This is a genomic window from Pseudarthrobacter sp. NPDC058119 (assembly GCF_042884655.1).
Lineage (GTDB): Bacteria > Actinomycetota > Actinomycetes > Actinomycetales > Micrococcaceae > Arthrobacter.
Genome location: NZ_JBHVTN010000001.1, coordinates 60375 through 77922 on the forward strand (window position 1 = coordinate 60375; position 17548 = coordinate 77922).

A 17548-nucleotide genomic window follows, 5' to 3' on the forward strand; every position below is an offset into this window, starting at 1 on the left:
GGCCGCGGCGCGTCGGCAGGCCGGGATGTACCGGGGAAACAAAAATGGTCCCGGGCTGTTGCCCGGGACCATTTTCGATGGTGACCCCAGCGGGATTCGAACCCGCGTTACCGCCGTGAGAGGGCGGCGTACTAGGCCGCTATACGATGGGGCCGTGTACTTCCGGCAGCATTTCCGCTGCTCAGGCTCAGTGAGTATTTCACACACCTTGCCGTGGTTCCAAATCGGAAAACCGAGTGGAAACCTCCTGTTTTACGGCTGAAATCAGCCGATAAACCAGAGCTGGGATACCAGGACTCGAACCTAGAATGACGGTACCAGAAACCGTAGTGTTGCCAATTACACCATATCCCAATGGAACTTTCGGGCCGGTTTTCAGGGCGTTTTCCCTGCTCCGTGCGCCTCAGCACGAGAAATTACTTTACCCGAGACTTTCGGCTCGCACAAATCGGGACCCGCAGCGCCCCGGACCATCACGTGGACTGATTGGAACAAACCCTTGCCCACGCTCCGCTCCTGTGGTTACCCTCGAGTAAGTTACCCATCGGTAACAATCTCCCTGCCCCGCAAGTTGGGTCACCCACGAGGAAAACGGGAACGCCCTACCAGCCACGGTTTCGCCCCGGGCAGCGTCGTCCGGCGGAAAGTTAGGAAGTGTCAGCGTTGACAACCCGCACAGCAAACATTGCCGCAGCAAAACCCAGACCCCGGTCACAGTCCATCGCGATCATCGCATTGTCCCTGTTGCTCGTCCTTTTCCTTGCGTTCTACACCTACCTCACGGGCCAGATCTCAAACGGTGCTGCCCAGCTGATGGACGGCGCCGAGCAGGCCGCAGCGGGAGCGTCACAGCTCAAGGATGGTTCAGGCCAGCTGGCCGCAGGAGCCGGGGCAGCCAATAAAGGCGCTGTCCAGGTGAAGGACGGATCGGTCAAAGTCAAAGACGGCAGCACCGAACTGAACACCGGGGCCGCTGCCCTGCAGGCGGGTGCGGGAAAGATCTATTCCGGAGTCCGCGACCAGCTCGCGACTGGGGTGGATAAGCTGCATGCCGGCACCACGAAGCTGCAGAACGATGTCCTGAACAAGCTTGTTCCGGGTGTCTACCAGGTGGATGACGGCGCCCGGAAGCTCCAGGCAGGCGCCGTGGCCCTGTCAGCGGCGCTGACTCCCACAGCCGCCGGAAACGCGCAGAACAACCTTGCGGACGGCGCCGGACAGCTGGCGGCGGGAACGGGCCAGCTCGCGGGCGGCGCCGGGCAGCTCGATGCCGGTGCCTCCAGCTTGAGCGCCGGTACGGCGGCGCTGAAGAACGGCACAGCCCAGTTGAAGGGCTACCCCGGCGCCGGCAACGACCCCACCAAGGGCGACGGACTGGCCGCGCTCAGCCAGGGCCTGGACCAGCTTGAAGCCGCCGCGAACGGTCCCCAGGGCCTTGTGCCCCTGGCGGTGATCAAGGACCAGATCGCCAAGCTGGCCGACGGCGGCCGCCGTGCCTATGCGGGAGCGGGCCAGCTTGATGCCGGGGCAGCAAAGCTTAATGACGGCGCCGGGCAGCTCAAGGCCGGAACCGGCAGCCTGGCCGCCGGCGCCAGCCAGTTGAACGACGGCGCGGGCCGGCTGAAGGCGGGCTTCGCCACCTTGGCGGAAAAACTCAATGCAACGGACCCGCAGAACCCCGGAGTGGTGCTGGGCACGTCCATGCTGGCGGAGGGCACGGCGAAGATCAGGGTGGGAATGGACGGTGTCCCCGGCAACCCGGACAGCCCGGGCCTGATCTACGCGGCGAACAACCTGCAGGACGGCACCACTAAACTCAGCGCTGGGATCAACGGCGGCGGCGACCCGGAGAACCCGGGCCTGCTGGCCGGAACCGAGGCGCTCTCGGACGGCACCGTGGCGCTGAGCCGCGGTACGGGGCAGCTCCAGGCGGGATCAGCCCAGCTCGCTGCCGGAACCGGGCAGCTGGCCGACGGCAACGGCAAGCTTGATGACGGCTCGGGCAAACTGGCCGACGGTGCGGGCAAGCTGGCTGACGGCAATTCGAGGATCGCGGCCGGCACGCAGGAGCTCCACTCCAAGGTGGCCGCTGTCTCGCCGTCGTCGTGGCTGGACAACCCTTTGGTCGCGCTGGTGCTGGTGGCACTTCTGGTGGCCGCCGCCGTCGGGGCCTACCTGCTCCTCCGCAGGCGGTCCCTGCTGCGCGCTGCCACGGCCTGACGGCGGACGCACCGCCTGGACAACGACCGCGGCCCCGGGGCAGGGCCGCGGTCGTTGCCTGAGAAGGCTAGTGCAGCAGCTGGGCCAGGGACGCGACGATGCCGCCGTCGAAATCCTCGACGACCTCTCCCCCGCGGTTGAGCCATACGCCCACCAGGCCCGCCGCCGTCGAACCCTCAGCGTCCAGCAGCCGGTTGTCGCCCACGTAGAGTGTCTCCGCAGCGGGCGTGCCCAGCAGCCTCACCCCTTCGAGGTACATCGCCGGGTCTGGCTTGGCCACGCCAAGGGTGTCGGTTCCCACCAGGTGGGTGATCCGTTCCAGCCCGGCGCCGTCCAGCTTGGCCCGCTGGTAGTCGTGGACGTTGTTGCTCACCGCCCCGTAGGGGATGCCCAGGCTGTCCAGGACGTCCAGCAGGGGCAGCACGTCGGGAAACGGCTTGACGTATGCGGGTTGCTTCTCCACGTAGGCGCTGAGCCACCGGTGGGATTCCTCGCCGTCGGCCAGCTCCACGCCGAAGTGCCCCAGGGCCGCCCTGCCCCGCAGCAGGCGCTGTTCGTTGAACGTCAGCTCACCTGCCAGGTAGCGGTCGTAGTAATGGGTGGTTTCGTGGGTGAAGATGCGGCCGAACCGCTCCCACCCGGCCTGGTCCAGGCCGGGGAGGAGGTGTTCACTGACCTCGCGCAGGGCGGTGGTCATCGAATATTCGAGGTCCACCAGGGTGTCATCAATGTCGAACAGGACGCCGCGGACAGCGCCGAAGGGCGTCTGCAGCACGCCGGCCCGGGCCTGGCTGGGGGCAGCCATCAGCCGCGGAAGGCGCGGAGCCGGCGCAACGATGACTCCTGGCCCAGGATCACCATGGACTCGAACAGCGGCGGCGAGACGCGGCGGCCGGAGACCGCGGTGCGGACGGGGCCGAACGCGAGGCGCGGCTTGATGCCCATGTCCTCGACGAGTGCCTGCTTAAGGGCGGCCTGGATGTTCTCTGCCGTCCAGTCGGCAAGCGGCTCCAGCGCTCCGATGGCGGCGTCCAGCACCTCGGCCAGGTTGGCGGGCAGCCCCTTGCGGGCGTCGTCCGCAACATCGATCGCGTCGTCCGCCTTGAACAGGAAGGCCAGCATCTCCGGTGCTTCCCCCAGCAGCGTGATGCGCTCCTGGACCAAGGGTGCCGCTTCGGTGAGGATCTCCTCCTCGCGGTCGGTGAGGATCTCCCCCACCAGGCCGGCTTCGCGCAGGTAGTGTGCCACGCGGTCGCGGAAGTCCTTGGGTTCGAGCATCCGGACGTGGGTTCCGTTGATGGCTTCGGCCTTCTTCAGGTCAAAGCGGGCAGGGTTACCCAGGACGTCATGGATGTCGAAGTGTTCGACGAGCTGCTCCACCGTGAAGATGTCCTCGTCTGCACTAAGGGACCAGCCCAGCAGGGACAGGTAGTTCAGCAGCCCCTCCGGAATGAAGCCCCGCTCGCGGTGGAGGAACAGGCTGGACTCGGGGTCGCGCTTGGAGAGCTTCTTGTTTCCCTGGCCCATGACGTAGGGCAGGTGGCCGAATTCCGGCATGTACTCGGCAACGCCGATGGCGTAGAGGGCGCGGTACAGGGCAACCTGGCGCGGGGTGGAGCTGAGCAGGTCCTCGCCGCGGAGAACGTGCGTGATGCCCATCAGCGCGTCATCCACCGGGTTCACCAGCGTGTACAGCGGAGCGCCGTTGGCCCGCACGACGGCGAAGTCGGGGACGGATCCTGCCTTGAAGGTGATGTCGCCGCGGACCAGGTCGGTGAACGTGATGTCCTCGTCCGGCATGCGCAGGCGCAGCACGGCCTGCCGGCCCTCCGCCCGGTACTGGGCCAGCTGCTCCTCCGTCAGGTGCCGGTCGAAGCCGTCGTAGCCAAGCTTGGGGTCCCTGCCGGCGGCGCGGTGGCGTGCCTCGATCTCCTCAGGGGTGGAGAAGGACTCGTAGATGAATCCGCCCTCGCGCAGCCGCTTGATGACGTCCTGGTATATGTCGCCGCGCTGGGACTGCCGGTACGGCTCATGCGGGCCGCCGACTTCCACGCCCTCGTCCCAGTCGATGCCCAGCCACTTCAGCGCGTCGAGCAGCTGGTGGTAGCTTTCCTCGCTGTCGCGTGCCGCGTCCGTGTCCTCGATCCGGAAGACCAGCGTGCCCTTGGTGTGGCGCGCGTAGGCCCAGTTGAACAGGGCCGTCCGGACCAGTCCCACGTGCGGGGTGCCGGTCGGTGACGGGCAGAAACGGACCCGGACGGGAGTTTCGGCGGTGACGGGCGGGATGGAGGCGGCAGGTGACGAAGAAGCGATACTCATAGTGGCTTCAACTTTACCCGCCCCGCAGGGCGCGGCTTCCCGCCCGCAGGGAGAGCGCTAGCGGCGGACGATGGGGTTGGACAGCCGTCCAATGCCCTCGATTTCCACCTCGAAGCGGTCGCCTTCCTTGACCAGGCCCACGCCGGCCGGCGTCCCGGTCATGATCACATCGCCCGGGAGCAGGGTAAACGCCTGGGACACAACAGACACCAGTTCCCGCACACCCCGGATCATCTGGCTGGTGCTGCCGTCCTGGCGAACCTCGCCGTTGAGCCGGCCCTGGATCTGCAGGTCCTCGGTGTCCAGGTCGGTCTCGATCCAGGGACCCAGCGGGGCGGAGGTGTCGAAGCCCTTGGCCCGGGTCCACTGCAGGTCGGTCTTCTGCACGTCGCGGGCCGTAAGGTCGTTGCCGCAGGTGTAGCCAAAGATGACGTCGTCCACGCGGTCTTCCGGCACGTCCTTGCAGATCCGGCCGATCACCACGCACAGCTCGGCTTCGAACGAGACTTCCTCGGAAAATTCCGGCAGCACGACCGGATCATTGGGACCAACCACCGAGGTGTTGGGCTTCAGGAACAGCAGCGGCTGGGCGGGTACCTCATTGCCGAGCTCATGGGCGTGCTCCACGAAGTTCCGGCCCACGCCGATCACCTTGCTGCGCGGAATGATGGGTGCAAGCAGCCGGACGTCCTCCAGCTTGTGGCGCACGGACGTGCGCTCGACGCCATTGAAGAAGGGATCGCCGTGGATGACAGTGATTTCCTCACTGCCTGGCTCACCTTCCACAACGCCGTACAGGGGATCGGAATCGACGACAAACCTGGCAATACGCATGGCTAATACCCTACCGTCCCCGAAGGCGCCGCCTGCCCTTCGCTTCCGCCGCCGCGCAGGTAGGAAAGCTGAGCTGCCACAGACAGTTCGGCCGCGCGCCGGACGGAAGGGCCGACGTCGGCATAGACGGCGTCAGCCACGTCCCCTACGGACGCGTCCCGGCCCAGCCGGTCCAGTGCGCCACGGATCTGCGCCAGCCGCTCCTGCCGGTGCGCCCGGTAATCGCGGGCGGCAGACTCGAGGGACGGCAGCACCGGGCCGTGCGCAGGCAGGACCGCGGCGGGGCCCAGTGCCTCCAGCAGGTCCAGGGATGCGAGGTAGTGGCCCAGCGTGCCGTCGGGATAGTCCAGCACCGTGGTCCCCCGGCCCAGGATGGTGTCCCCCGTGAGCACCGACCCGTACTGCCCGTCCGCCGGCAGGTGGAAGCAGACCGAATCCGAGGTATGCCCGGGCGTGGCCAGCACGGTGATATCCAGCCCGGCGGCGCGGATCGCTTCCCCGTGGGCCAGGGGCGCTCCCCCGCCGTGGCAGTGTGCCGGATCCGCGGCCCGGCCCGGCGCACCCGTCAGTTGATGCAGGCGTGCCGATCCGGCCGTGTGGTCGGCGTGCCGGTGGGTCACCAGGATCAGTTCCACGCGGCCAACGCCTGCCAGCGCGGCAAGGTGCGCTTCATCCTCCGGTCCGGGGTCCACCACCACGGCTGAGGCGTCCGGCGACCCCCGCAGCACATAGGAATGGGTGCCGTCCAAGCTCATGGGGCCCGGATTGGGGGCAAGGAAGAAGTGAGTGAGCGCGCTGCTCCGCTGCAGGACCGGGCCGGGATTGAAAGTCACGGACCCATCCTTGCATCAACGGCCGGTCCTCCCCAGCCCCATGTCCGCCGCAGCGGAATAGAACGGCCCGAGCCACGGGTTGGCACCAAGGACAGCACCACCATCTCCAGCAGGAAGCCGGATACCACCCATGAGCACAGCAACACTCGCAGACCTCCTCGCCCAGGCTGACACCGACGGCCACGACCATTCGGCCACCGAAAAAGCCACGGGGCTGCTGCACATCCACAACCACGCCACGGGCAGCGTCATCTGGTTCCCCACCTGGAAGAGGTTCCGCGAAACCCGGGACTGGACCGACGCCGTCAGCAGCATCGCCGCGGAACTGGCCGATGCCTCCGCTCCTGCGGACCAGGCCGGCTCGGCGCTGCTGGCGGCGGATCTGGAATCCCTGCTGGAAGAGGCCTCCCGGTCCAGCGATGCGAACGTGTTCGTGCAGGAGAACCTCACCAGCCACCTGACGCGGAGCTGGGCCATTGGCGACGCCGTCGCCAGGGCCAACGGGAAGGAGCTGTTTACCGGCGGCACTACCCCGCCCGTGTACGCCGGCTACCCCTACGACGTTTACGCCCAGGACGGCGGCGTCTTCGCCACCACGCTCTGGAACGACCTCATCGACGCCCGTCGCAACAGGGCGTTGGCGGAAGAGGCGGCCCGAAAGGCGCTCAAGCCGGTCTCGCGCAAGGCCATGAAAAACGCCGCCCGCAAGGCCGCCCGCCGCTGACCAGCCTGCCGCCGGCTGGAACGCAGAACGGCGCCCGCCGGACCAAAGCCCGGCAGGCGCCGTCGTGCGTTGCGGCGTGATAACTATGCCAGGCGGGTGAGCCAGCCGTGGGTATCCGGCTCGGCGCCGGTCTGGATGCCCAGGAGCTTTTCCCGGATGGCCATGGTGACCTCGCCGGCTTTGGCGTCCTCGGAACCGATGAACTCGGTGGCGTCCTTCAGGACCCCGATGGGGGTGATGACGGCGGCCGTGCCGCAGGCGAAGACCTCGGTGATCTCGCCGGAAGCCACGCCGTCACGCCATTCGTCCAGGGTGATCTTGCGCTCGGCCACCTCGCGGCCCATGTCCTTGGCCACTTGGATCACGGACATCCGGGTGACGCCCTCGAGGATGGTGCCGGTGAGCGCGGGCGTGGCCAGCGAGCCGTCCTTCATGACGAAGAACACGTTCATGCCGCCCAGCTCTTCCACGGCGTTGTCGTTGGCCTGGTCCAGGAACAGCACCTGCTTGCAGCCGTTGGCCTCCGCCTCCTGCTGGGCGATCAGCGAGGCCGCGTAGTTGCCGCCGCACTTGGCGTCGCCGGTGCCGCCGCGGCCGGCCCGGGCGTACTGGCGGGAGATCCAGATGGAGACGGGCTTGAGCTCGCCGCCAAAGTAGTTGCCGGCAGGCGAGGCGATCACCCGGAAGGAGACTTCACGGGCTGCCCGGACGCCCAGGAAGGCCTCGGTGGCGATCATGAAGGGCCGCAGGTAGAGGGCTTCGCCGTCACCGGAGGGCACCCATTCCTTGTCGACGGCCACCAGTTCCCGGATGGCGCCCAGGAAGTACTCAGCCGGCAGCTCAGGCAGGGCAAGGCGGCGGGCCGACTTGTTCAGGCGCGCCGCGTTGGCCTCGGGTCGGAAGGTCCAGACTGAGCCGTCGGCGTGCCGGTAGGCCTTAAGCCCTTCGAAGATCTCCTGGCCGTAGTGGAACACGGCAGCCGAGGGATCAAGCACGATCGGACCGTACGGTTCGATCCGGGCGTCGTGCCAGCCGCCGTTGCCGTCCGCGTCCACGCTGTAGTCGACGATGGCGGTGTGGTCGGTGAAGTAGTTGCCGAATCCCGGGTTTGCCAGGATGGCTGCACGCTCTTCGGCAGACTTCGGGTTCTCCGAGGGCTGCCGGGTGAATTCGACGCCATGGGCGGTCTGAGTCATGGTTCCTCCACGATCGGCCGCCCGCAGGTTCTGCGCTGAACTCCGAAGGCGGCATTTGGTGATTCGAGTAAAGCTTACGCCCGATGCCGGCGGGCCCGGCGCGGGCTAGAGGCCCGCGGCGATGGCGTCGCCCACGGCGCTGGTGCTGCGTGCGGTGCCGTCGCGCTTTTCGACGTCGGCAACCACCGCGGCTTCGATCCTGCGGGCAGCCTCGGCGTAGCCAAGGTGGTCCAGCAGCAGGGAGGCGGAGAGGATGGCAGCGGTGGGGTCGGCCTTGCCCTGGCCGGCGATGTCCGGCGCGGACCCGTGGACCGGCTCGAACATGGACGGCGCGGTGCGGTCCATGTTGATGTTGCCGGAAGCTGCCAGGCCGATGCCGCCGGTGATGGCCGCGGCGAGGTCGGTGATGATGTCGCCGAACAGGTTGTCGGTGACAATGACGTCGAAACGGGACGGGTCGGTGACCATGAAAATGGTGGCGGCGTCCACGTGCAGGTAGTCATGGGTGACGCCGGGGAATTCCTGGGCCACAGCCTCGACGGTGCGCTTCCACAGGTGTCCGGCGAAGACCAGGACGTTGTGCTTGTGGACCAGCGTGACGTGCTTGCGTTCCCGCAGGCTGGCCCGGCGGAACGCGTCGCGGACCACGCGCTCGACGCCATGGGCGGTGTTCAGGGACACTTCCGTGGCGACCTCATGCGGGGTTCCCGCCCGCAGCGTGCCGCCATTGCCCACGTACGGGCCCTCGGTTCCTTCCCGGACCACGATGAAGTCGATGGTGCCGGGATTGGCCAGCGGGCTGCCGACGGTTCCGTAGAGCCGGGAAGGCCGCAGGTTGACGTAGTGGTCCAGGCTGAAGCGGAGCTTCAGGAGCAGTTCGCGCTCGATGATTCCGGACGGGATGCGGGTATCGCCGGGGGCGGCGCCCACCGCACCGAACAGGATGGCGTCGCGTGTCTTCAGGTCCGCCAGGACTTCATCCGTCAGGGTCTCGCCCGTGGCAAGCCAGTGCGCGGCACCAAGTTCGTAGTGCGTGGGCTTGAGCTCCACGCCCTCCGCCGCCACAGCCTTCTCCAGGACTTTGAGGGCCTCGGCAATGACCTCGGGGCCGATGCCGTCGCCGGGAATAACTGCAAGATCGATGGTGGATGCGCTCATGGTTTCAGGGTAGCCAAGACATCCATATGCTGGTCAAAACGTCTCAGCTTTTGGACATGAGCGCATCCGCCGGGAGCCCGCGGAGGAAGGACCCTACTCCCCGGGCTCCTCGAACTTGGGGAAGACCGGGGTGGGCGCGGGCAGTGCGGTGCCCGGGACGATCGGCGTCGAGGTCGCGGCGAACTGCCTGGCATCGCCCTCGGGCTGGCCGAGTGCATCCAGGAGTTTTGCGGTTGCGCCGGGCATGACCGGCTGGGCCAGGATGGCCACGATGCGCAGCACCTCGAGCGTTACGTAGAGCACGGCGTTCATGCGTTCGACGTCGGTCTTCCGCAGCACCCAGGGCGCCTGCTCGGCGAAGTAGGCGTTGGTGTGGTGCAGCACGCCCCAGATGGCTTCCAGGGCGCGGCTGAACTCCTGCTTGTCGAAGGCGGCGCGGGCGGTCTCCAGCAAGCCATTGGCCTGGGCGAGGATCGCGTTGTCTTCGGACGTGAAGGTCCCGGGTGTGGGCACGGCAGCGCCGCAGTTCTTCGCCACCATGGACAGCGACCGCTGGGCCAGGTTGCCGAAGTTGTTCGCCAGGTCCGCGTTCATCCGGCCCACGATCGCCTCGTGGTTGTAGCTGCCGTCAGCGCCGAAGGGGACCTCGCGCAGGAAGAAGAAGCGCACCTGGTCCAGGCCATAGCGGGCCACGAAGTCGGCCGGGGCCACGACGTTGCCCAGGGACTTGGACATCTTGACCCCGTTGTTGTGCAGGAAGCCGTGGATCATCACGCGCCTGGGCAGTTCCAGCCCGGCGCTCATCAGGAAGGCGGGCCAGTAGATGGCGTGGAACCGGGAGATGTCCTTGCCGATGATGTGGACGTCGGCGGGCCAGTACTTCCGGAACTTCTCCGAGTCCACGTCCGGGTAGCCCACGCCGGTCAGGTAATTGGTCAGGGCGTCCACCCAGACGTACATGACGTGCTTGTCATTGCCCGGGACGGGAACCCCCCAGTCGAAGGTGGTCCGGCTGATGGACAGGTCCTCGAGGCCGCGCTTGACGAAGCTGATGACCTCGTTGAACCGGTACTGCGGGGCACCGAACTCAGGGTGGGACTCGTAGAGTGCCAGCAGCTTGTCCTGGTAGGCGGAGAGGCGGAAGAAGTAGCTCTCCTCGGCCGTCCACGTCACTTCGGTGTCCGTCTCTTTCGAGTAGCGCACGCCGTCGTCCTTCACCACCGTCTCATCCTCGGCGTAGAACGCCTCGTCCCGGACGGAGTACCAGCCCTCGTACTTGTCGAGGTAGATGTCGCCGTTGGCTTCCATCTTCTTCCAGATGGCCTGCGAGGCGGCGTAGTGGTCCTCGTCGGTGGTGCGGATGAAGCGGTCGTAGCTGATGCCCAGGGCGGAGTGCGCCGCCTTGTAGACCTCCGCGTTCCGGTCCACCAGCTCCTTGGGCGTGATGCCTTCCTTCTCCGCGGTCTGGGCAATCTTCATGCCGTGCTCGTCGGTGCCGGTCAGGAACATCACGTCATAGCCGTCCAGCCGCTTGAAGCGCGCCATGGCATCGGTGGCAATGTACTCGTAGGCATGCCCGATGTGCGGCACGCCGTTGGGGTAGGTGATGGCCGTGGTGATGTAGAACGGCGTTTTCTCTGGAGCAGTCACGGTGCGGACGGTTACCTTCGGTGCGGTGGAGTGGGCTAGATCAGTTCTGTCAGGGTATCGCTCAGGCGGACCAGTTCGTGGTCGTGCGAGGCCACCAGGACGGCGATGCCGTCGGAGGTGGTGTCCTTCAGGATGCTGATGATGCGGTTGGCGGAGGCACGGTCCAGGGACGCGGTGGGCTCGTCCACCACCAGCACCCTGGTGCCGAGGATCAGGGCACGGGCAATGGCAACGCGCTGCCGTTCACCGCCGGAGAGCTGGGCGGGACGGTGCCGCATGCGCCGGCCCAGGCCCACCAGGTCCAGCAGGTCCTTGGCCATGTCGCGGCGCTGCTCCACCTCGCCGTCGGGCACGGCGGGCAGGAGCACGTTTTCCAGGGCGCTCATGCCGTCAATCAGGGCTCCGCCCTGGTCCACGTAACCGATCAGGGCACGACGGCGGTCGGCGATTTCGTCGTCGCCCATGCTTTCGAGGGAATCGCCTTCCCAGAAGACGCGGCCCGACGTCGGCAGGGTCAGTCCGGCGCCGACGGTCAGGATGCTGGTCTTGCCGGAGCCGCTTCGGCCGGCCACGCAGTGCATCTCGCCGGCGTGCAGGGTCAGGTCGAATCCTTCCACCACGCTTACGGCTTCGGCGCCGCCCTTGCCGCCGCCGTAGCGGATGGTGATGTCGCGCATCTCCAGCGGGGTGGCGTGGTCAGCCGACTTGACGATGGTGCTGGCCCGGGTCTGCAGGGGGACCTCGTTGGAGCCGCTCCTGCGGCTGCGCTGGACGTTCGTCGGGTTTGTCATTGGACCACTTTCGTTGCAATCGGTATCCAGCAAATTACAGCCACCAGCCCGGCTATGGCAGCCCAGATGGCTGCGTAGGGGGCCAGCAGCAGGCCGATGCCCAGGGCGCCCAGCACGCCCAGCGGCAGGGCCACGGTTCCCACCAGCGCGTTCTCGAACAACCGCACCTGGCGGAGCATGTCCGGGTTCCAGCCCATGGCCTGGAGGATGGCCAGGTACTGGCGTTTGGCGTTGAGCTCGAACCGGCCCGTCACCAGGGTCAGGACCAGCCCCACAGCCACGCCAGCAAGCGCCAGCAGGATGCTGGGCAGCGTCACGCTGGCTGCGGCCAGGCCGCTCAATGCGCTGGCGCCGGCGGCGCGGGGAATGTCGATCAGCAGGGCAATCAGGCCGCCCACTGCCGCACCGAAGACACCGACCGCGACGGCGAGCGACAAGGTGTTGAACTTGTTGGTGCTCAGCTGCCGGTTGGCGAAGGTGAGCGGTGAGTCTACGGGGATGAGGCGTTCGTCGTGCTGCGGTTCCTGGTCGATCACGTCGCGGTGTCGCAGCTGCCGGGCCGCGAACAGCGCTGCAGCGCAGTAGAGCACCAGGACGGCGGCGCACACCAGTGCGGTGGCCACGCTCCAGCTCAGCAGGCTCAGCACGATACCCGCAGCGGCGAGCAGCACGGCTCCGACGCCGAATTCCTCGAGCACCCAGCTTCGGATGCGGCGCTGGGTCCAGCCCATGGCCCGGAGGGTTCCGGCCTCGCTGCGGCGTTTGCGGATGTAGCTCACAGTCGAGGCGCCGGTGAGGAGGGCGGCCCCGCACAGCGTCAGGAACAGGAGGGTGATGTTGGTTCCGGAGAGTGCCCCTGCCACGGCGTCGGCGGCGTTCTGCCGGACCCAGGACTGCTGGACGGTGCCGAGCGCCGATTCCTTCCCGGCGCCGTCCTTGGAGTAGCCAGGAACGAAGATGCTGGTGTCCTCACGGGCGGAACCTGCCACGACGGTGGCGTCCAAGCCCATGTCCCGGATCTCGGCGGCGAGCTTCTCCACCTCGGGCTGGGCGTCCTTCCAGCTGCCCGGCGCCTTGGCACGGACACGGACGGCATCGATGACGGCGGCGTTCTGCTTGTAGCCCCGCGCGGCGGCGAGTCCGTAGAAGTCCGTGATGGCACCGGCGGACTGGCTGGCCAGACCCGTGGCGCTGAGCGAGGGCTTCAGCTCGGCAGCCGGGACGTCCTTGCCGGAGGCGTCCTTGGAAAGGGTGAACGGCGTGGGGTCGTACCCGCCCAGCGGCAGCTTGTTGACGTCGCCGGAGGCTGCCTCCACGGCGGCGGGGTCAAACGTGCCGTAGACCATGGGCAGCGGCTGGGCAGCCTGCTGCTGGCCGGTGGGCAGGTTGTCGCGGTAAGACCGCTCGTCTACCGGGTCGCGCTGGGTCTGGTCAACCGGCGCTCCGTTGGACGCCTTGTCGGGAAGGCGGTTAACGGTAACCCAGTCCCCGGGCACGGCCGTCTTGTCCACGGCACCATTGGACGCGGTATCGCCGTCCGTGTACTTGGGGGCGCCGGCGAAATTGGTGCTCCACTTGGCCGGGGTGTACAGGCCCGGGTTGAAGTTGCCGTTGGCGCCCAGCAGCGAAGAGTGGTCCGTCGAACCCGGCCAGGACAACACGAAGGGGTCCTTGGAAACAAAAGGCAGGTAATCCTTGCCCAGGGACTTCGAGACGGTTCCGACGTCCTTGACTACCTTGCCGGCGTCGTCAATTTCCTCGATCTTGACGTTGTACTTCAGGTCCAGCGACGTGCCGGAGCGCACGATCAGCGGAACCGCCTGCGAACCGGTGGTCAGCTGGCCGTTGCGCTTGGCCTGCTGGTATTGGGTCATCAGGGGCGCCCAGTACTTGAGCTTGACGCCCAGGAAGTCGGGGCCTTCCTTCAGCTGGTCCATGCTGATGCCGCTGGTGAAGAGACCTTCCAGGTAGCGGCCCACGGCGCCGGCGTCGCGGGCATCGGCGGGCGGCGCCTTCTCCAGCGGGGCCAGGAAGTCACCGGCGGAACCGAGGAGTGCCCGCTCGGCGGCGGGGTCCACGGCCACCACGGACTCAGTGACCTCCGGGGCCATCGGCAGTGCCACGGAGAGGTTGAAGAGGTTGTGCTCGGAGCCGCCGGCGGGTGAGGGGAACTTGATGCCCGTCTCCCCTGCCGGCGCCGCGATGCGGATGCTGCTGCCGCCGGCAGCCTTCTCCTCGACGAGCTTCGCCTTGCCCAGCGTGCCCTCGGCGGTGGTCTTGAACAGGGTCTGCTCGGAGTTCCCGTCGGAGCTCACGGCACTGGCGGTCAGGCGGTACTTCTTGGCGGCATCGGTCAGGACGGACTCCGCGGCCGGCCACTTGTCCGGGGCGGTGGCGCCGGCAGCCTGGTCCGCGGTGGCGGTGCCGGCCAGTCCGGCGTTGTAGCCCAGGTAATCCATTGCGTCGAGGCGGGGCGTCTCCAGGTTCTGGGTGACGCGCGAGACCAGGCTGATGGGGGCGGCCACGGAGGTGCCGGACAGCTTCCGGATCGAGTCCAGCTGGTCGAAGCCGATGCCGCCCGCGCCGTTGGCGATTTCGGGCTGCAGAAGGGCCCCGGAGGGCGCCTTGGCCTGGACCAGGATGTCGTAGAGCCCCCTCGAGTTCTCATCGACCGTCCGGTTGAGCGCAGCCTGTGACTGGCTTTGGACGACGACCGACATGCACATGGCTGCGATCAAGATGGCCGCGGTCAACAGCAGCACCCTGCTTCTGATGAACCTCTGGACGGCGTTCATGGAACTCCCTGAAACCTGGATTGCGTGCGCGCACTTCCGTCCCCCGGGCAGGCGTGGGCAATGACGGACGGATGTGCAAAAGGTATTGGCCGGCCTGCCGGCTACGGTCCTGACTAAGGACCCAGCCATTGTAAGCAGACCGGCCAATCATACGTGGATCCGCCGGGACGTACCCAGCGGGAGGAGCGGCTACGGCGTTTCGGCCGGTGTGTCGCGGGTTAGTCTTCCAGGTCCACTTCCCGGACCATCTCGGCGCCGATGCCGGCCTTGATGGCGTCCAGCACCTGCTGCGGAACGGAGCTGTCGATGGTCAGCAGGGCGAGGACCTTGCCGCCCTCATCGGAGCGCGCCACCTGCATGCCGGCGATGTTGATGTTGTTCATGCCCAAAATGTGGCCGATGGTTCCGATCACGCCGGGGCGGTCGGTGTAGGCAACCACCACGAGGTGCTCGCTGATGGGGATTTCCACCTCGAACCCGTTGATGCCCACCAGCTTCTCGATCTGCTTGGGGCCGGTCAGGGTGCCTGCCACGGAGATCTGGCTGCCGTCGCTGAGGGCGCCGCGCAGGGTCAGGACGTTGCGGTAGGACTCAGTGTCGGGGGTGGTGATGAGGCGGACGTTGATGCCGCGCTGTTCGGCGATGACGGGGGCGTTGACGTAGGAGACCTGCTCGGTTACGACGTCGGCGAAGATGCCCTTCAGTGCCGCCAGTTCAAGGACCTTGACGTCGAGCGAGGAGATTTCGCCGGCGACTTCGACGTCGAACTGGGTCAGGGAGGCGTGGGTCAGGGCGGTGAAGATCCGGCCCAGCTTCTCGATCAGCGGGATGCCCGGGCGGACGTCGGGGGCGATGACGCCGCCGGCGACGTTGACAGCGTCCGGCACGAGCTCGCCCGCGAGGGCCAGGCGGACGGACTTGGCCACGGAGACGCCGGCCTTTTCCTGCGCTTCGTCCGTGGAGGCGCCCAGGTGGGGGGTGACCACGACGTTGTCCAGCTTGAAGAACGGCAGGTCGGTGCTGGGTTCCTTGGTGAAGACGTCCACGCCGGCGCCGGCGATTTCGCCGTCCTGCAGGGCCGTGAAGAGCGCTTCCTCGTCCACGAGGCCGCCACGGGCCACGTTGACGACGTAGGCGGTCGGCTTCATCTTCTTGAACGCATCCGCGCCCAGCATGCCCACCGTCTCGGGGGTCTTGGGCATGTGGATGGTGATGAAGTCGGACTGTGCCAGGAGTTCGTCCAGGGTGACCAGCTGCACGCCCAGCTGCGCGGCGCGGGCGGAGGTGATGTAGGGATCGTAGGCAAGGATCTTGGTGTCGAAGCCCTTGAGGCGGGCTGCCACCAGGGCGCCGATGCGGCCCAGGCCGATGATGCCGATCTTCTTTTCGAACAGTTCGATGCCGGTGTACTTGGAGCGCTTCCACTCGCCGTCCTTGAGGGCGGCGCTGGCCTGCGGGATGTGGCGGGCCAGGCTGAGGATGTGGCCCACGGTGAGTTCGGCGGCGGACACGATGTTGGACGTGGGCGCGTTGACCACCATCACGCCTGCCTGGGTGGCGGCCTTGATGTCAACGTTGTCCAGGCCCACGCCGGCACGCGCGATGACCTTCAGGTTCTTGGCCGCGGCGATCGCTTCGGCGTCAACCTGGGTGGCGGAGCGGACCAGGATGGCGTCTACGTCGCTGATCGCCGAGAGCAGCTGGGAACGGTCTGCGCCGTCGGTCTGTCGGATTTCAAAGTCCGGGCCGAGGGCCTCGACGGTGGCGGGGGAAAGTTCTTCGGCGAGCAGTACTACGGGTTTTGACACGGCTGATCCTCTGCGTTGCAGTCCTGGGGATGGAACAAGTCTAGGCGGACGGAAAGGCCGGGCTCACATTGTTAAGTGTGAGCCCGGCCTCATCGCGGCACTTCTTCTGGTTGTCGCGCGTTCCTGCAGCCGCTTTAGCGGGCTGCGGAACCTTCGACGTAGTCCACGTCCTGCTGCTGCCAGGAGAACAGGGAGCGCAGCTCGCGGCCGACGGCCTCGATGGGGTGCTGCTCGGCCTTGGCGCGCAGTTCCTTGAACTCGACGGCGCCGTTGTCCTGGTCCTCGATGAAGCGCTTGGCAAACGCGCCGGACTGGATATCGGCCAGGACGGCCTTCATGTTTTCCTTCACCTCTGGGGTGATGACGCGCGGGCCGGAGACGTAGTCGCCGTATTCCGCGGTGTCGGAGACGCTCCAGCGCTGCTTGGCGATGCCGCCTTCCCACATGAGGTCGACGATGAGCTTGAGCTCGTGCAGCACCTCGAAGTAGGCGATCTGCGGCTGGTAGCCGGCCTCGGTGAGGGTTTCGAAGCCGTACTGGATGAGCTGGGACACGCCGCCGCACAGGACGGCCTGCTCGCCGAAGAGGTCCGTTTCGGTTTCTTCGGTGAAGGTGGTTTTGATGACGCCGGCGCGGGTGCCGCCGATGGCCTTCGCGTAAGACTTGGCCAGCTCCCAGGCGTTGCCGGATGCGTCCTGCTCAACGGCGATGATGTCCGGGATGCCTCGGCCGGCTTCGAACTCGCGGCGCACGGTGTGGCCCGGAGCCTTCGGGGCGACCAGGATAACGTCAACGCCCTCCGGAGCCTGGATGTAGCCGAAGCGGATGTTGAAGCCGTGGGCGAAGGCCAGGGCCTTGCCCGGGGTCAGCTTGTCCTTGATGGAGTCGGTGTAGATCGCGCGCTGGTGCTGGTCCGGCGCCAGGATCATGATGACGTCGGCCCATTCGGCGGCGTCGGCGACGTTCTTGACCGTGAAGCCTGCATCCTCGGCCTTCGCGGTCGACTTGGAGCCGTCCTTCAGCGCGATGACGACCTCGACGCCGGAATCGCGCAGGTTCAGCGCGTGGGCGTGGCCCTGGGAACCGTAGCCAACGATGGCAACCTTGCGGCCCTGGATGATCGACAGGTCGGCGTCATCGTCGTAGAACATTTCAGTCACTTGCGTAACTCCTCTTGAGTGGTTGTAGATAAGTGGTCTTGCGGTGCTGCGGTTACGGGC

Annotated in this window: 13 protein-coding genes and 2 tRNA genes; 2 read left to right on the top strand and 13 right to left on the bottom strand. The window is 66.9% G+C overall.

Annotated elements, in window-relative coordinates:
* Positions 1–78: 78 nt before the first annotated feature.
* Both ACFVTD_RS00295 and ACFVTD_RS00300 read right to left on the bottom strand, forming a co-directional pair.
* Positions 79–154 (bottom strand) — tRNA-Glu (locus ACFVTD_RS00295).
* A gap of 128 nt (positions 155–282) precedes the next feature.
* Positions 283–354 (bottom strand) — tRNA-Gln (locus tag ACFVTD_RS00300).
* Positions 355–654: 300 nt separating this feature from the next.
* On the opposite strand from ACFVTD_RS00300, the gene ACFVTD_RS00305 reads away from it, so the two are divergent.
* On the top strand, positions 655–2220 hold the full coding sequence (locus ACFVTD_RS00305; protein ID WP_387556554.1) for a hypothetical protein: 1566 nt from the start codon (positions 655–657) through the stop codon (positions 2218–2220).
* A gap of 67 nt (positions 2221–2287) precedes the next feature.
* Here ACFVTD_RS00305 and ACFVTD_RS00310 read toward each other — a convergent pair whose 3' ends face one another.
* Genes ACFVTD_RS00310 through ACFVTD_RS00325 form a run of 4 tightly spaced genes read right to left on the bottom strand, consistent with a single transcriptional unit; the run spans position 2288 to position 6206 of the window.
* Positions 2288–3025 carry an HAD family hydrolase gene (locus ACFVTD_RS00310; protein WP_387556555.1) on the bottom strand — a complete coding sequence of 246 codons (738 nt, stop codon included), beginning with the start codon at positions 3023–3025 and terminating at the stop codon, positions 2288–2290.
* Positions 3025–4539 carry a glutamate--tRNA ligase gene (gene gltX / locus ACFVTD_RS00315; RefSeq protein WP_387556557.1) on the bottom strand — a complete coding sequence of 505 codons (1515 nt, stop codon included), beginning with the start codon at positions 4537–4539 and terminating at the stop codon, positions 3025–3027. Before gltX ends, ACFVTD_RS00310 begins: the two co-directional genes overlap by 1 nt.
* Positions 4540–4596: 57 nt before the next feature.
* Positions 4597–5373 (bottom strand): fumarylacetoacetate hydrolase family protein, encoded by a 777-nt coding sequence (locus ACFVTD_RS00320; RefSeq protein WP_387556559.1) that lies wholly within the window; start codon positions 5371–5373, stop codon positions 4597–4599.
* Positions 5374–5375: 2 nt separating this feature from the next.
* Entirely contained in the window at positions 5376–6206 is an 831-nt protein-coding gene (locus tag ACFVTD_RS00325; RefSeq protein WP_387556561.1) for an MBL fold metallo-hydrolase, read from the bottom strand.
* A 130-nt stretch (positions 6207–6336) separates the two neighbouring features.
* Here ACFVTD_RS00325 and ACFVTD_RS00330 point away from each other — a divergent pair, with 130 nt between their 5' ends.
* A complete protein-coding gene (locus ACFVTD_RS00330; protein ID WP_387556562.1) occupies positions 6337–6930 on the top strand; it encodes a hypothetical protein in 594 nt (197 codons plus the stop codon).
* Between the two features lie 83 nt (positions 6931–7013).
* On the opposite strand, the gene ACFVTD_RS00335 is transcribed toward ACFVTD_RS00330, so the two are convergent.
* The 7 genes from ACFVTD_RS00335 to ilvC form a co-directional block, all read right to left on the bottom strand.
* Positions 7014–8126 carry a branched-chain amino acid aminotransferase gene (locus ACFVTD_RS00335; RefSeq protein WP_387556563.1) on the bottom strand — a complete coding sequence of 371 codons (1113 nt, stop codon included), beginning with the start codon at positions 8124–8126 and terminating at the stop codon, positions 7014–7016.
* Positions 8127–8231: 105 nt separating this feature from the next.
* Positions 8232–9284, bottom strand: a complete 1053-nt coding sequence (locus ACFVTD_RS00340) for a 3-isopropylmalate dehydrogenase (RefSeq protein ID WP_387556564.1) — start codon at positions 9282–9284, stop codon at positions 8232–8234.
* A gap of 93 nt (positions 9285–9377) precedes the next feature.
* Positions 9378–10934, bottom strand: a complete 1557-nt coding sequence (gene metG / locus ACFVTD_RS00345; protein WP_387556565.1) for a methionine--tRNA ligase — start codon at positions 10932–10934, stop codon at positions 9378–9380.
* 35 nt (positions 10935–10969) lie between these two features.
* Positions 10970–11725 carry an ABC transporter ATP-binding protein gene (locus ACFVTD_RS00350; protein WP_387556566.1) on the bottom strand — a complete coding sequence of 252 codons (756 nt, stop codon included), beginning with the start codon at positions 11723–11725 and terminating at the stop codon, positions 10970–10972.
* Positions 11722–14520, bottom strand: coding sequence for an FtsX-like permease family protein (locus ACFVTD_RS00355; RefSeq protein ID WP_387556567.1), 2799 nt, complete (start codon positions 14518–14520; stop codon positions 11722–11724). Before ACFVTD_RS00355 ends, ACFVTD_RS00350 begins: the two co-directional genes overlap by 4 nt.
* Positions 14521–14738: 218 nt before the next feature.
* Positions 14739–16328 (bottom strand): phosphoglycerate dehydrogenase, encoded by a 1590-nt coding sequence (serA, locus tag ACFVTD_RS00360; protein WP_387556569.1) that lies wholly within the window; start codon positions 16326–16328, stop codon positions 14739–14741.
* 134 nt (positions 16329–16462) lie between these two features.
* Positions 16463–17488 (bottom strand): ketol-acid reductoisomerase, encoded by a 1026-nt coding sequence (gene ilvC / locus ACFVTD_RS00365; protein ID WP_387556571.1) that lies wholly within the window; start codon positions 17486–17488, stop codon positions 16463–16465.
* Positions 17489–17548 lie beyond the last annotated feature (60 nt).